The sequence below is a fragment of the Pseudomonas sp. B21-035 genome (assembly GCF_024748945.1).
Lineage (GTDB): Bacteria > Pseudomonadota > Gammaproteobacteria > Pseudomonadales > Pseudomonadaceae > Aquipseudomonas.
Genome location: NZ_CP087179.1, coordinates 1,513,755 through 1,527,781, shown reverse-complemented (window position 1 = coordinate 1,527,781; position 14,027 = coordinate 1,513,755). Strand labels below are relative to the sequence as shown.

The window sequence follows — 14,027 nt, the reverse complement described above, 5'->3', positions numbered from 1 at the left end:
ATGGCCTACTTCGAACATGAAGGTTGCTCGCTACACTACGAGGAATACGGCCAAGGCGAGCCGCTGGTGCTGTTGCATGGCCTGGGCTCCAGTTGCCAGGACTGGGAAATGCAGGTGCCGGAGCTGGCTCGCCACTACCGCGTGATCCTCATGGACATCCGTGGCCATGGCCGCTCCGACAAGCCACGCGAGCGTTATAGCATCGCCAGCTTCAGCGCCGACCTGCTGGCCCTGCTCGAGCGGTTGCAGACCGGCCCCGTACACCTGGTCGGGCTGTCCATGGGCGGCATGGTCGGCTTTCAGTTTGCCGTCGATCATCCCCAGTGGCTGCGCAGCCTGTGCATCGTCAACAGCGCCCCGGAGGTCAAGCGCCGCAGCCGCAGCGACTGGATCTGGTGGGCCAAGCGCTGGGCCCTGGCCCGCGTGCTGAGCCTTGAAACCATCGGCAAGGGCCTGGCCGAGCGGTTGTTCCCCAAGCCGCAGCAGGCCGATTTACGCCGCAAGATGGCCGAGCGCTGGGCAAAGAACGACAAACGCGCCTACCTGGCCAGTTTCGACGCCATAGTCGGCTGGGGCGTGGCGCAACGCCTGGGGCAGATTCGCTGTCCTACCCTGGTCATCAGCGCCGACCAGGATTACACCCCGGTACAACTTAAAGAGCGCTACGTTGCGCTGATTCCACAGGCACGGCTGGCGGTTATCGAAGATTCCCGGCACGCTACACCCCTGGATCAACCTCACGTCTTCAATCAGACGCTGCTGCAGTTCCTGGCGGCGTCCACCACCTCTCAAGGATCATTGAGCCCATGCTGAAAAAATTCCTGCTCGCCACCTGCTCGGTCGTTTTCGCCACCAGCCTGATGGCTTCCGACAAGACGCCCCACGTATTACTCGACACCAGCTTCGGCCAGGTCGAAGTGGAACTGAACGCGGAAAAGGCGCCGATCAGCACCAAGAATTTCCTGCAGTACGTGGACAGCGGCTTCTACAACAACACCGTGTTCCACCGGGTGATCCCGGGCTTCATGGTCCAGGGCGGTGGCTTCACCGAGCAGATGGTGCAAAAGCCCACCAAGGACCCGATCCGCAACGAAGCCAGCAATGGCCTGCAGAACGTCCGTGGCACGCTGTCGATGGCGCGCACCTCCGACCCGAACTCGGCCACCAGCCAGTTCTTCATCAACGTCGCCGACAATGCCTTCCTCGACCCGGGCCGCGACCGCGGATACGCGGTGTTCGGCAAGGTCGTCAAAGGCATGGAAGTGGTCGACCAGATCGTCAACTCGCCCACCACAGTGAAAAAAGGCATGCGCGATGTGCCGGTCGACCCGGTATTCATCAAGTCGGCCAAACGCATCGACTGACCTTGGGCTTCACAGGGACGTGAACCAGGCCCGCGGGTCGAACTGAACAGGAGTTACCGTTTTCATGCTGTTTCGCCGCTTCGAAAAGCTGATCGACATCTTCCGTGAGGCGCCCACCGCGGCGCCGCCGACCACGGTATGGCCGTTCTACGTGTACTACCTGCGCCAGGTCTGGCCGAGTTTTGCCGCCCTGCTGGTGGTCGGCCTGATCGGTGCGCTGATCGAAGTGGCGCTGTTCAGCTACCTGAGCCGGATCATCGACCTGGCCCAGGGCACGCCGAACGTCAACTTTTTCAGCGAGCACGGCGGCGAGCTGATGTGGATGCTGGTGGTGGCGCTGTTGCTGCGCCCGGTGTTCGTCGGCCTGCACGACCTGCTGGTGCACCAGACCATCAGCCCGGGCATGACCAGCATGATCCGCTGGCAAAACCACACCTACGTGCTCAAGCAGAGCCTGAACTTCTTCCAGAGCGATTTTGCCGGGCGCATCGCCCAGCGCATCATGCAGACCGGCAACTCGTTGCGCGACTCGGCGGTGCAGGCGGTGGATGCGCTATGGCACGTGCTGATCTACGCGATCAGCTCGCTGGTGCTGTTTGCCGAGGCCGACTGGCGGCTGATGTTGCCGCTGATCACCTGGATCGCCTGCTACATCGGCGCGCTCTACTACTTCGTGCCACGGGTCAAGGCCCGTGCGGTGATCTCCTCCGATGCCCGCTCCAAGCTCATGGGCCGCATCGTCGATGGCTACACCAACATCGCCACCCTGAAACTCTTCGCCCATACCGACTTCGAGCAGCAGTACGCCCGCGAAGCGATCAGCGAACAAACCGAAAAAACCCAGCTGGCCGCCCGCGTGGTCACCAGCATGGACGTGGTCATCACCAGCCTCAACGGCCTGCTGATCGTCAGCACCACGGGCCTGGCCCTGTGGCTGTGGACCCAGTCGCTGATCACCGTCGGCGCCATCGCCCTGGCCACCGGCCTGGTGATCCGCATCGTCAACATGTCGGGCTGGATCATGTGGGTGGTCAACGGCATCTTCGAGAACATCGGCATGGTCCAGGACGGCCTGCAGACCATCGCCCAGCCGGTCAGCGTCAACGACTCGCCTAGCGCGCCCAAGCTCAAGGTCGAACGCGGCGGGGTCAAGTTCGACAACGTCAGCTTTCACTATGGCAAGGGCAGCCGCATCATCGATGGCCTCAACCTGGACATCCGCCCCGGCGAGAAGATCGGCCTGATCGGCCCGTCCGGCGCCGGCAAGTCGACCCTGGTCAACCTGCTGCTGCGCCTTTACGACCTGGAAAGCGGGCGCATCCTCATCGATGGCCAGGACATCGCCCAGGTGACCCAGGCCAGCCTGCGCGCACAAATCGGCATGATCACCCAGGACACCTCACTGCTGCACCGCTCGATCCGCGAAAACCTGCTCTATGGCCGGCCCGATGCCACTGAAGATGAGCTATGGGAAGCGGTGCGCCGGGCACGGGCTGACGAGTTCATCCCGCAACTGTCCGACGCTCAGGGCCGGACCGGCTTCGATGCCCATGTCGGTGAGCGCGGGGTCAAGCTTTCCGGCGGCCAGCGCCAGCGCATCGCCATAGCCCGGGTGCTGCTCAAGAATGCGCCGATCCTGATCATGGACGAGGCCACCTCAGCGCTGGACTCGGAAGTCGAAGCGGCAATCCAGGAAAGCCTGGAAACCCTGATGCAAGGCAAGACCGTGATTGCCATTGCCCACCGACTGTCGACCATTGCCCGCATGGACCGCCTGGTGGTGCTGGAAAAAGGCCGGATTGCCGAGATGGGCAGCCACTCGGAGTTGCTGGCGCATCAGGGCCTGTATGCGCGGTTGTGGCATCACCAGACCGGGGGGTTTGTCGGGATCGACTGACAGTAACCTCGACTTGCCCCGCGATGAGGCCCTCAACCTTGCCGATAAGGCAACGCCAAACGCGCTTCCTGGGCATAAGCCAACACCCCTGCCCGCTCCTGCTCGAGGAACTCCTCCACTGCCCGGCGCAAGCCCGGGTGCAGCAGATAGTGCCAGGAGCGGGTGATCACCGGCTCAAAGCCGCGAATCAACTTGTGCTCGCCCTGCGCACCGGCATCAAAGCGCTGCAAACCCTCGGCAATCGCCCAATCCATGCCCTGGTAGAAACAAGTCTCGAAGTGCAGCCGGTCGAATTCGTCCAGGCAGCCCCAATAACGGCCATACAGGCTGTCGCCACCGACCAGGCTGAAGGCCATGGCCACATCACGCCCACCCTGACGCGCCATCACCACGCGTATTGACTCAGGCATGCGCTCGGCCAGCAGGCTGAAGAATTCCCGGGTCAGATACGGCGCACGACGGCGTACGGCATAGGTATTGGCATAACAGGCGAAGACGAAATCCCACTGCGCCTCACTCAGCGCTTCGCCGCGAAACCAGCGAAACTCGATACCCTGCCCCGCCACCTGCTCGCGCTCCTTGCGCATTTGCTTGCGCTTGCGTGAACTCAAGGTATCGAGAAAATCCTGGAAGTCGCGGTAGCCCTGGTTGCGCCAGTGAAACTGGCATCCCAGGCGCTCCATCCAGCCGTCACGCTCGCGCATCAGCGCATCCGCCTGAGCATCGGTGAAGTTGATATGGGCGCCGGACATCCCCTGCTCGAACAGTTCATCGGTCAGTTGATCCACCAACTCGGCCGCCGCCTGCGGGTCGCCCAGCAGCCGTGGGCCGCTCACCGGCGAGAACGGCACGGCACACAGCAGCTTGGGATAGTAGGCAATACCCGCCCGCTCACAGGCATCGGCCCAGCCGTGGTCGAACACGTACTCGCCGAATGAATGGGTTTTCACGTAGGCCGGCAAGGCCGCTCGCAGTTGCCCGGCGCTGTCGGTCAGCAACTGGTGCGCGGGGCTCCAGCCGGTGTGGCGGCTGACACTGCCGCTGTCCTCCAGGCTGCACAGGAATGCATGGCTCAGGAACGGCTGGTCCCCCGGCACCAGGGCGTCCCAGGTGGCAGGCGTGAGTTCGGCTAGGTGTTGCAGGATGAGCTTGGGCATTGGCGCAGTCTGCCTCGTCGCGCAGACGAAAAAAAGCCCCGCGCAAGCGGGGCTGAAGATCTAACGGATGAGGAGCGGTGTTGCTTAGAACACGTACTGCGCGCGCATTACGAAACCGTCGCCGCTGTCGTCGCCGGCAGCGTTCTGGGCGTTGTCGACCTTGGCCTTGACGTACACGCCGCTGAGTTTGATCGACTCGTTGGCATACCAGTTCAGGCCGACGTTGTGGACCTTGCCTTCGACATCATCGATGTTGGCAAAGGCGCCGTTGTCGTCATCGACGCTCAGGTGGTCATAGCGGTAGAACACTTCCCAGGCACCGATCTGCTTGTTCGAAGGCTTGATGCTGTCGAACTTGCCGAGCTTGTAGCCACGGGCTTCACCGGTGATGGTGTAGGCCAGCTGGCCGTAGTAGCCGTCTGCCTTGATGTCGGAGAACGAGGCGCTGTCGGCCTGGACGTCACGCTTGACGTATTCGCCCTGTACCGAAAACGGGCCCATGGCCCATGCCGCTTCCAGGCCCCAGGCCTTGTCGGTGTCGTAGGCACCGGCCGGGGTGTTGTTGGCGCCGCCCAGGGTCAGGCGGTTGCCGTTGCTGCCGGCATCCTGGCCACCGTCGGTGCTGACGCCGCGCATGCCCAGGCGGCTGCGGATACGACCATCGAAGGCGGTGTCGGAGAGGTCACGCTGGGCGTAGTTGATACCGAAGTGCAGGACATTGCCGGCTTCGTGCATCGGCGCGAAGACGCCGCGCAGGTTGAACTGCTTGGTGCTGTCGCCGTCCTTGTCCTGGTTGGTGGCGTCCTTGGCGAAGGCACCGACCGAGCCGTACAGCGAGTCACCGACGGTACCCGAAGCCTGGATACCCAGGCCGCCGTTGTGGGCGTTGGTCCAGTCGACCAGGTCATAGGCGGCAGTACGTTCCTGCGCGGTCACCCACTTGGAGCTGGTGGCTTTTTCCAGGCCGAACTCGGGGTCGAAACGACCAACCTTGATCGATACCGGGCTGAAGCCGTTGTAGGCCAGGGACGCTTCATCGAAGTAGCCGTCTTCGGAACGGTTGTCACCGCCGGAGTTGTGCGAGAAGTCGTAGGCGATCTGGTAGGCCCAGTCCTTGTACATCACGCCGCCCAGTTCCAGGTAGGCGCGGCGGAAGTAACCGGCGTCGGCGGTATTGCCGTTGTTGGTGTAGAAACCGTCGAAACGGCTGTAGTCAGCCTGGATCCGACCGCCCAGCTTGAAGCTGAATTCCTTGTCGGTGGTAGCGACCTCGAGGCCACCCTTGGTCTTGACTACGATATCGGCGCCGTCGGTGGTCACGGTACCCGCGAAAGCCTGGGCGGTAACGGCCATGGCCAAGGCGCTGGCTACGAAACCTGCGAAGTGCTTACGGATCATCGAAGAAGCTCCCCTACTTTATGGTCTTGATAATGTTGGAAAAACACGCGGCTCAGGCCACTTGTGCTGGGGAGGAATCTTGGCGGGGGTGTATGTCAGATCAGTGGCTTTTAGATAAATGTTTTGTGACAGGGGAACTTTTTTACTTCGAAATGAAATAAGCCGGAAAGCTCCGTTGCAGAGCCTCCCGAGCCGGATTCAGGAGTTTTTCAGCTCCCGCGCCAGACGCTCGGCCAGTGCCTCGCTGTCGCCCGCCGGTTGTTCCGGCAAAGCCCGTACCGTGGCCTGGGCCACGCGCATCTGCTTGAGAAAGCGCCGACAATGGCGACAGAACAACAGGTGCTGACGGACCATCAGGCGCTCGCCCAGGGTCAGTTGTCCATCCAGGTAGTCGCTGGAGCGGGCGACGAGTTCCTTGCAGCTCAGCATTGACCGGTTTCCTCGAAATGTTCCAGGGTGGCGAAGACCTTCAGGCGCGCGCGGTGCAGCAATACGCGGACATTGGAGAGGGAAATCTCGAGAAGATTACAGATCTGCTCGAGCTCCAGGCCCTGACGCTCGCGTAGCACCAGCACACTGCATTGCAGTTCCGACAGGCTGAGCAAGGTGTGCTCCAGGCACTCACGCATCTGCTCGCGGCTGAGCAGGGCTTCAGGGGTGTCCTCATGCCAGGCCGAAGGCCCTTGCAGCCAGTGGCCGTCGGTAGCAAAGCGCTCATCGCCAATGGTGCCATGCGGGCCTGGCAGGTCATCGAGAAGCACTTCGCGGCGATTTTGCTTGTAGCGGGTCTTGGCCGCGTTGGCGGTAATGGTCAGCAGCCAGGTTTTCAGGCTCGAGCGCTGCTCGAACCCCTTGAGGTTGCGCACCACCGCCAGCCAGGCGTCCTGTACCGCTTCGTCGGCATGCCGGCTGCCGACAATCGCATAGGCCACTGCGCGCATGGCGCCCTGATAGCTGTCGACCAGTTCCTTGAACGCCTGTTGCTCACCCTTGAGCAGCCGCTCCAGCAAGCGGGTTTGTTGTTCAGCAGTCATCGCCATCCATCCATCGTTCTGCGGGTAGAGTCCGATTAGGCGGATTTGTTACAGCCAACGCTATCAGTGAAGTGTCGCAACAACGTGGGACACTTCACCGGTAGTTGCAGCTCAACGCTTGCGCAGGATCACGCTACCGATCGAATAGCCGGCCCCGAACGAGCTGAGCACGCCCAGGGCGCCCTGTGGCAGGTCGTCCTGATGCTTGTGCAGGGCGATTACCGAGCCTGCCGAGCTGGTGTTGGCGTAGCTGTCGAGGATTACCGGTGCCTCTTCTTCGAGGGCGTCACGACCAAGCAGTTTCTTCACGATCAGGTGGTTCATGCTCAGGTTGGCCTGGTGCAGCCAGAAGCGCTTGACGTCGCTGACATTGAGGTTGTTCTCGGTCAGGTGCTGGCCGATCAGCTCGGCGACCATCGGGCAGACCTCGCGGAACACCTTGCGGCCTTCCTGGACGAACAGCTTGTCGGGGGCGCCAATGCCCTCTTCGGCCGCGCGGTTGAGGAAGCCGAAGTTGTTGCGGATGTTGTTCGAGAACTGGGTCAGCAGTTTGGTGCTGACGATGTCGAACTGGTGCGTGGAGGTGGCCAGGTCGGCGCGCTCCACCAACACGGCAGTGGCGGCATCACCAAAGATGAAATGGCTGTCGCGGTCACGGAAGTTCAGGTGGCCGGTGCAGATTTCCGGGCTGATCACCAGCACTGCGCGGGCCTGGCCCAACTGTACGCTGTTGCAGGCAGTCTGAATGCCGAAGGTGGCCGACGAGCAGGCTACGTTCATGTCGAAACCAAAGCCGTTGATGCCCAGCGCCTGCTGCACTTCGATGGCAATCGCCGGGTACGGGCGCTGCAGGTTGGAACAGGCAACGATCACCGCATCGACGTCGGCGGCAGTACGCCCGGCGCGTTGCAGGGCCTGCTCGGCGGCGGCCACGGCCATCTGGCAGAGGATCGACGGCTCGTCGTTGGAGCGCTCGGGCAGGCGCGGCTTCATGCGCTGCGGATCGAGAATGCCGTCCTTGTCCATGACGAAGCGGCTCTTGATGCCCGAGGCTTTTTCGATGAAGGCGGCGCTGGACTCGGCCAGGGCCTGGACTTCACCGCGCTCGATGGCGGCGGCGTTGTCACGGTTGAACTGCTGCACGTAGGTATTGAAGGACTCCACCAGCTCTTCGTTGGAAATGCTGTTGGCCGGGGTGTACAGGCCGGTGCCGCTGATGACGACGTTATGCACGGTCGTTCCTCTGTTCGGGGCCATTGCCAGCCCGGCAACGGCCTGTTCGGTCGGTTTGAGTTGGCACCAAAGTACCAACTTTGACTGGCAATGCCCCCAGCTTGCGGGCCACTGCGCAGTGCTGCATGCGTGAGCCGCGCAGGCCCGGCAGGTTATTCCGGGATGCGCGGCGTATATCGGTCAAGTGTGCCACAACTGCAGGGGTTTAGGCTTCCACCTGACTCCACTGCTTGCTCAGTCGTTTGTCGGAAACCGGGACCTTGGTGCCCAACTGCTGGGCGAACAACGACACCCGGTATTCCTCCAGCCACCAGCGGTACAGCTGCAGCTGCTCGTCGCGCTTTCCTTCCTGCAGGTGCTTGTCCAGGCGGGTCTGGTACTGGCTCCAGAGGTTGCCCAGCTCGCCGCTCCAGACCCGGTCCTTCTGCACCTGGGCGCCAAGCTTCTCAAGACGCAACTCGATCGCCTTGAGGTAGCGCGGCAGCTCCTTGAGCCACAGCCCCGGGGTTTCGCGGACAAAGCCGGGGTAGACCAGGTTGCCCAGTTGCTGCTTGATGTCGTTGAGGGCCACGGCCTGGGCCAGGTCGATCTTGCCCTTGAAGCGCTTTTGCAGGCCATGCCAGAGCTTGAGGACTTCCAGGGTCAGGCGAGCCAGACGCTCGGCGTGCTCGGCCCAGCTGCCGCGCTTGCGCTCGGCCAGCGAGGCCAGGCCGGCGCCATCGCGTGGCAGGGTAGCCTCGCCTTCAAGGATGCAACTGTCTAGGCTGGCCAGCAGAATGTCCTCGACCAGCGCCTCGACCCGACCCAGCTCGCGGTACAGCAAGCCCAGCTCGGTCAGCCCCGGCAGCTTGCCGCGCAAAAACTTGGCCGGCTCCGCCAGTTGTTGCAGCAGCAGGCGCTGCAAGGCTCGGCGGTGCTGGAACTCGGCTTCAGCCTGGGTCGAGAAGCGCCCTTCCTTGACCGTGCCGTTTTCTTCCACCAGCGCCGGATAGACCGTCATCGACAGCCCGGCAAACTTTTGTTGCGCAGTCTCGGCCACCTGGGTGAAGGCCTTGGCCTGCACCGGCTGCTGGCTTTGCGCGGTTTGCGGGACCGCCAGCGCGGCCTGGCTGGCCGCGGCAAAGCGCGCGGTCAGCTCGGCCAGGTCACGGCCTTCACCGAGGAACTTGCCCTGGCCATCGACCACTTCCAGGTTCATCTTCAGGTGGCTGTCGACCTGGGCCGCAGCTTCGGCCCAGGCTTCGTCGCTGACCCGCGCACCGGTCATGCGCAGCAACTCGCGGCCAAGCGCCTGGGGCAACGAACCTTCAGCGAAGCTCATGCGCTGCAGGGCGGCCTTGACGAAGTCCGGCACCGGCACGAAATTCTTGCGCAAGGCCTTGGGCAGGTTGCGCACCAGGGCGATGCACTTGGCTTCCAGCAGGCCCGGCACCAGCCACTCCAGGCGTTCGCCCGGCAGGCTCGGCAACAGCGGCGCCGGCACCCGCACGGTAACGCCGTCGCGCGGATGGTTTGGCTCGAAGTGGTAACTCAGGGCCAGGCTCAGGTCGCCCAGGCGCAGGGTGTCCGGGTACTGCGCGGCGGTGACCTCACTGGCCTCGCGGGCCAGCACGTCTTCCTCGCGCATGATCAGCAACTGCGGGTCTTTCTGGCTGTTGACCCGGTACCAGCTGTCGAAGGTTGCGGTCTGGTGGATCTCGGCCGGCAGCCGCGCCTCATAGAAGCCGTACAGGGTTTCTTCATCGGCGAGGATGTCGCGCCGGCGGGCCTTGGCTTCCAGCTCGTCGAGTTGCTCAAGCAAGCGCCGGTTGGCGGTCAGGCACCTGGCCTTGGACTGGATCTCGCCGCCGACCAGGGCCTCGCGGATAAACAGCTCGCGCGACATTACCGGGTCGACCGGGCCGTAATGCACCGGCCGCCGGCCAACCACGATCAGGCCATAGAGGGTGACCTGCTCGAAGGCCACCACCTGGCCGCGCTTCTTCTCCCAGTGCGGTTCGAAGTGGTTTTTCTTGATCAGGTGCCCGGCCAGCGGCTCGATCCAGTCCGAATCGATCTTGGCCACCATGCGCGCATAGAGCTTGGTGGTTTCCACCAGCTCGGCGGTCATCAACCATTGCGGACGCTTCTTGCCTAGGCCGGACGAGGGGTGCACCCAGAAGCGCCGTTGGCGGGCGCCGAGGTAGTCACCGTCTTCGCTCTTCTGGCCGATCTGGCTGAGCAGACCGCAGAGGATCGCCTTGTGCAGGCGCGGGTAGTCGGCGGGCTCTTTATTGATGCTCAACTGCAGGTCGCGGCAGATCAGGCTGAGCTGACGGTGAGCATCGCGCCATTCGCGCAGGCGCAAGTAGTTGAGGAAATTCTTCCGGCACCAGTTGCGCAGCGGGCTGGCGGTCAGGGCCTGGCGTTGCTCTTCAAAGCCACGCCACAGGTTGACCAGCGCGGCGAAGTCGGAGTCGGCGTCTTTCCATTGTGCATGGGCCTGGTCCGCCGCTTGCTGGCGCTCCGGCGGCCGCTCGCGCGGGTCTTGCACCGACAGCGCACTGGCGACGATCAACAGCTCATTGAGGCTGCCCTGCTTGGCGCCTTCGAGCAGCATGCGGCCCAGCCGCGGGTCCACCGGCAGGCGCGCCAACTGGCGGCCCAGGGGCGTGAGCTGGTTCTCGCGGTTGACCGCCGAGAGCTCCTGCAACAGGTTGAAGCCGTCGCTGATGGCCTTGCCGTCCGGCGGCTCGATGAACGGGAAGGCGTCAATATCGCCCAGGCGCAGGTGCAGCATCTGCAGGATGACTGCCGCCAGGTTGGTACGCAGGATCTCAGGGTCGGTAAAGGCCGGCCGCGCATTGAAGTCTTCTTCGCTGTACAGGCGCACGCAGATGCCCGGCTCGACCCGCCCGCAGCGGCCCTTGCGCTGGTTGGCGCTGGCCTGGGACACCGCTTCGATCGGCAGGCGCTGAACTTTGGCCCGGTAGCTGTAGCGGCTGATGCGCGCGGTGCCGCTATCGATCACATAGCGGATGCCCGGCACCGTCAGCGAGGTTTCGGCAACGTTGGTGGCCAGCACCACACGCCGCCCCGGATGGGACTGGAAAATCTTCTGCTGCTCGGCCGGCGACAGGCGTGCGTACAGCGGCAGGATTTCGGTGTGGCGCAACTGCGCCTTGCGCAGCATCTCGGCAGCGTCGCGAATCTCGCGCTCGCCGGGCAGAAACACCAGCACATCGCCCGGGCCCTTGCCCTGGCTGCGCTCAAAGGCGGCAATCTCGTCGAGGGTGGCGAGGATCGCCTGGTCGACGGTGAGGTCGTCCTCGACGCGGTTGCCCTCCTCGTCCTGCTCGCGGGTTACCGGCCGGTACCAGGTTTCCACCGGGTAGGTGCGGCCCGACACCTCGATGATCGGCGCATCGTTGAAATGCTTGGAGAAGCGCTCAAGGTCAATGGTCGCCGAGGTGATGATGACCTTGAGATCGGGGCGACGCGGCAGCAGGGTCTTGAGGTAACCGAGCAGAAAATCGATGTTAAGGCTGCGCTCGTGGGCTTCGTCGACAATGATGGTGTCGTAGCGCTCGAGAAAGCGGTCGTGCTGGGTTTCGGCCAGCAGGATACCGTCGGTCATCAGCTTGACCAGGGTATTGGCGTCGCTCTGGTCTTCGAAGCGCACCTGGTAGCCGACCAGCGCCCCCAGCGGCGTACCGAGTTCTTCGGCGACCCGGGTGGCAACGCTGCGCGCGGCAATCCGCCGGGGCTGGGTATGGGCGATCAGGCCGTGCTGGCCGCGGCCCAGTTCCAGGCAGATCTTCGGCAGCTGGGTGGTTTTGCCCGAGCCGGTTTCGCCGGCGATGATCAGCACCTGATGCTCGGCCAGAACCTTCTTGATCTCGTCACGCTTGGCTGCAATCGGCAGGCTGTCGTCGTAACGGATGCTCGGCACACTGGCCTTGCGCGCGGTGACCTGGGCGCAGGAGGCCTGGACCTTGTCGACCCATTGCGCAAGCCTGGCCTCATCCGGGCGCTTGCGCAGCTCGTGCAACTGCCGGCGCAGACGGTGGCGCTCGGCAATCATGGCGTGGTCGAGGTTTTTCAGCAGTTGATCAATCGCGTGGTCAGTCATGGGGGCTTTTTAGTCGTGCAGGTGAGCCTGCTTTTGCATGATCGGCTTTTCAAGGGCTGCGATTGTCGCAGATTTGCCGACGCTCGGCACGGTTGCGGGCGGGCGGACGATTGTTTAGCCGCGGCTTATCTGAAGTTACCCAAAGGCTGATTTAATGAACCTTCCCCGGCATGGGAGTATCCAGGCATGACTTCGTCTACCGGTTTGCCCCGCCTGCTGCTGCGCCCTTCGTTCCCGAAGGTGCGGGCGCGCTGCGGGGAAAATCCGCTGGTACACATCATTCTCGCCTTCTGGGCTTTGTGGCACTGCCGCCATGCCCGCCCACCGGACGCCCGCCTCGCTCTGCAGTGAACCGTGCGGCCAGCTTCTGGCCGACCTTCCTTGTCGAAGACTGCCGCCTGACCGGCTAGACAGTCCTGTGCGCCTGAGGGCGCGAGCGAGCACACCATGCACTTTGCCCCTATCGAGCAGGCCCGAACGTTCCTGGCCGCCAACCCCGATATCGAGATGATCGAGCTGTTCATCCTCGACGCCAACGGCGTACCACGCGGCAAGCTGCTGCACCGCGAAGAGCTGCTGGCGGTGTACGAAAGCGGGCGGCCATTGCCCAGCACCATCCTCGGTTTGACCCTCAACGGCGACGATGTGGAAAACTCAGGCCTGGTCTGGGATGTCGGCGATATCGATTGCCGCGCCTACCCGCTGGAAAACAGCCTGGTGCGCCTGCCGTGGCGGCAGATTCCCACCGCTGCAGTACAAGTCAGCATGCACCCCAGCGAAGGCCTGCCGGCGACTGTCGCCGACCCGCGCCACCTGCTGGTCAAGGTCATCGATGCGCTCAAGGCCGACGGTTACTACCCGGTGATGGCCTGCGAGCTGGAGTTCTATCTGCTCGACCAGCAACGTGACAGCCACGGCCGCCCGCAACCGGCCCTGGACCGCGACGGCGGGCGCCCGCGTGGCACTCAGGTCTACGGCCTGCGTGAGCTGGAGCAGATCGAGCCGTTTCTCGCCGACCTCTACGCGGCCTGCAAGACCCAGGGCATTCCAGCGCGCACGGCGATTTCCGAATACGCCCCGGGCCAGGTGGAAATCACCCTCGAGCATGGCGATGCGCTGCTGGCCATGGACCAGGCGGTGCGCTACAAGCGCCTGGTCAAGGGCGTGGCGCACAAGCACGGGATGCAGGCCTGCTTCATGGCCAAGCCGTTCGATCACCTGGCCGGCACTGGCATGCACATGCACGTGAGCCTGGCCGATGCCCAGGGCAACAACCTCTACGCCAGCGAAGACAAAGCCGGTACGCCGCTGCTGCGCCAGTCGGTGGCCGGCATGCTCACGCTGCTGCTCGATTCGCTGCTGCTGTTCTGCCCCAACGCCAACTCCTACCGCCGCTTCCAGGCCAACAGCTATGCGCCGCTGGCGCCGACCTGGGGCGTCGACAACCGTACCGTCAGCCTGCGCGTGCCCGGCGGCCCGGCCAACAGCCGGCACATCGAGCACCGCATCTGCGGCGCCGATGCCAACCCTTACCTGGCCGCAGCAGCGATTCTCGCCAGCCTGCATCACGGCATCCGCCAGCAACTCGACCCGGGCGCGCCGGTCGAGGGCAATGGCTACGCCCAGGCCAGCGAACTGCTGCCCACCGACTGGCTGACCTCGCTGACTGCGCTTGAGCGCTCGAACTGGGCTCGCGAAGCCCTGGGCGCCGAGTTCCTCGGCGTGTACCTGGCGGTCAAGCGCGCCGAGTACCGCCAGTTCATGGCCGAAGTCGGCGAACAGGACTGGCGCTGGTACCTGAGCCAGGCCTGACCCTTTATTTTTGCACCAAGG

At 63.7% G+C, this 14,027-nt stretch carries 11 protein-coding genes; 5 read left to right on the top strand and 6 right to left on the bottom strand.

Annotation, left to right across the window (positions count from 1 at the left end; translation table 11 throughout):
• From LOY22_RS07050 to LOY22_RS07040, 3 genes are all read left to right on the top strand, one after another.
• Entirely contained in the window at positions 1-813 is an 813-nt protein-coding gene (locus LOY22_RS07050) for an alpha/beta fold hydrolase (RefSeq protein ID WP_093386004.1), read from the top strand.
• The gene (locus LOY22_RS07045) at positions 807-1,364 is read left to right on the top strand and encodes a peptidylprolyl isomerase (protein WP_258596970.1); all 558 of its coding nucleotides are present in this window, start codon (positions 807-809) and stop codon (positions 1,362-1,364) included. Before LOY22_RS07050 ends, LOY22_RS07045 begins: the two co-directional genes overlap by 7 nt.
• 64 nt (positions 1,365-1,428) lie before the next feature.
• Complete coding sequence (locus LOY22_RS07040; RefSeq protein WP_195883326.1) at positions 1,429-3,261, top strand: ABC transporter ATP-binding protein; 1,833 nt, start codon at positions 1,429-1,431, stop codon at positions 3,259-3,261.
• A gap of 32 nt (positions 3,262-3,293) precedes the next feature.
• Here the strand turns inward: LOY22_RS07040 and LOY22_RS07035 are convergent, their stop codons facing one another.
• The 6 genes from LOY22_RS07035 to hrpA all read right to left on the bottom strand — a co-directional run bounded on the left by LOY22_RS07035 (position 3,294) and on the right by hrpA (position 12,194).
• Positions 3,294-4,418: a GNAT family N-acetyltransferase gene (locus LOY22_RS07035; protein ID WP_258596967.1), complete on the bottom strand. Its 1,125-nt coding sequence runs from the start codon at positions 4,416-4,418 to the stop codon at positions 3,294-3,296.
• An 84-nt stretch (positions 4,419-4,502) separates the two neighbouring features.
• The gene (locus LOY22_RS07030) at positions 4,503-5,816 is read right to left on the bottom strand and encodes an OprO/OprP family phosphate-selective porin (RefSeq protein ID WP_045193409.1); all 1,314 of its coding nucleotides are present in this window, start codon (positions 5,814-5,816) and stop codon (positions 4,503-4,505) included.
• A 198-nt stretch (positions 5,817-6,014) separates the two neighbouring features.
• On the bottom strand, positions 6,015-6,245 hold the full coding sequence (locus LOY22_RS07025; protein WP_093386024.1) for an anti-sigma factor: 231 nt from the start codon (positions 6,243-6,245) through the stop codon (positions 6,015-6,017).
• Positions 6,239-6,850: an RNA polymerase sigma factor gene (locus LOY22_RS07020; RefSeq protein ID WP_045193411.1), complete on the bottom strand. Its 612-nt coding sequence runs from the start codon at positions 6,848-6,850 to the stop codon at positions 6,239-6,241. Before LOY22_RS07020 ends, LOY22_RS07025 begins: the two co-directional genes overlap by 7 nt.
• 111 nt (positions 6,851-6,961) lie before the next feature.
• Positions 6,962-8,083 (bottom strand): beta-ketoacyl-ACP synthase III, encoded by a 1,122-nt coding sequence (locus LOY22_RS07015; RefSeq protein ID WP_093386029.1) that lies wholly within the window; start codon positions 8,081-8,083, stop codon positions 6,962-6,964.
• 205 nt (positions 8,084-8,288) lie between these two features.
• Positions 8,289-12,194, bottom strand: coding sequence for an ATP-dependent RNA helicase HrpA (gene hrpA, locus LOY22_RS07010; RefSeq protein ID WP_195883323.1), 3,906 nt, complete (start codon positions 12,192-12,194; stop codon positions 8,289-8,291).
• A gap of 186 nt (positions 12,195-12,380) precedes the next feature.
• Between hrpA and LOY22_RS07005 the strand changes: the two genes are divergently transcribed.
• Both LOY22_RS07005 and LOY22_RS07000 read left to right on the top strand, forming a co-directional pair.
• Positions 12,381-12,545: a hypothetical protein gene (locus LOY22_RS07005; protein WP_195883322.1), complete on the top strand. Its 165-nt coding sequence runs from the start codon at positions 12,381-12,383 to the stop codon at positions 12,543-12,545.
• A gap of 96 nt (positions 12,546-12,641) precedes the next feature.
• On the top strand, positions 12,642-14,006 hold the full coding sequence (locus LOY22_RS07000; RefSeq protein WP_258596964.1) for a glutamine synthetase family protein: 1,365 nt from the start codon (positions 12,642-12,644) through the stop codon (positions 14,004-14,006).
• Positions 14,007-14,027 lie beyond the last annotated feature (21 nt).

Excerpts from the sequence above, each read along its gene's own strand:
- LOY22_RS07050 (WP_093386004.1), top strand. The coding sequence starts at position 1 with ATGGCCTACTTCGAACATGAAGGTTGCTCGCTACACTACGAGGAATAC.
- LOY22_RS07045 (WP_258596970.1), top strand. The coding sequence starts at position 807 with ATGCTGAAAAAATTCCTGCTCGCCACCTGCTCGGTCGTTTTCGCCACC.
- LOY22_RS07040 (WP_195883326.1), top strand. The coding sequence starts at position 1,429 with ATGCTGTTTCGCCGCTTCGAAAAGCTGATCGACATCTTCCGTGAGGCG.
- LOY22_RS07035 (WP_258596967.1), bottom strand. The coding sequence starts at position 4,418 with ATGCCCAAGCTCATCCTGCAACACCTAGCCGAACTCACGCCTGCCACC.
- LOY22_RS07030 (WP_045193409.1), bottom strand. The coding sequence starts at position 5,816 with ATGATCCGTAAGCACTTCGCAGGTTTCGTAGCCAGCGCCTTGGCCATG.
- LOY22_RS07025 (WP_093386024.1), bottom strand. The coding sequence starts at position 6,245 with ATGCTGAGCTGCAAGGAACTCGTCGCCCGCTCCAGCGACTACCTGGAT.
- LOY22_RS07020 (WP_045193411.1), bottom strand. The coding sequence starts at position 6,850 with ATGACTGCTGAACAACAAACCCGCTTGCTGGAGCGGCTGCTCAAGGGT.
- hrpA (WP_195883323.1), bottom strand. The coding sequence starts at position 12,194 with ATGACTGACCACGCGATTGATCAACTGCTGAAAAACCTCGACCACGCC.
- LOY22_RS07005 (WP_195883322.1), top strand. The coding sequence starts at position 12,381 with ATGACTTCGTCTACCGGTTTGCCCCGCCTGCTGCTGCGCCCTTCGTTC.
- LOY22_RS07000 (WP_258596964.1), top strand. The coding sequence starts at position 12,642 with ATGCACTTTGCCCCTATCGAGCAGGCCCGAACGTTCCTGGCCGCCAAC.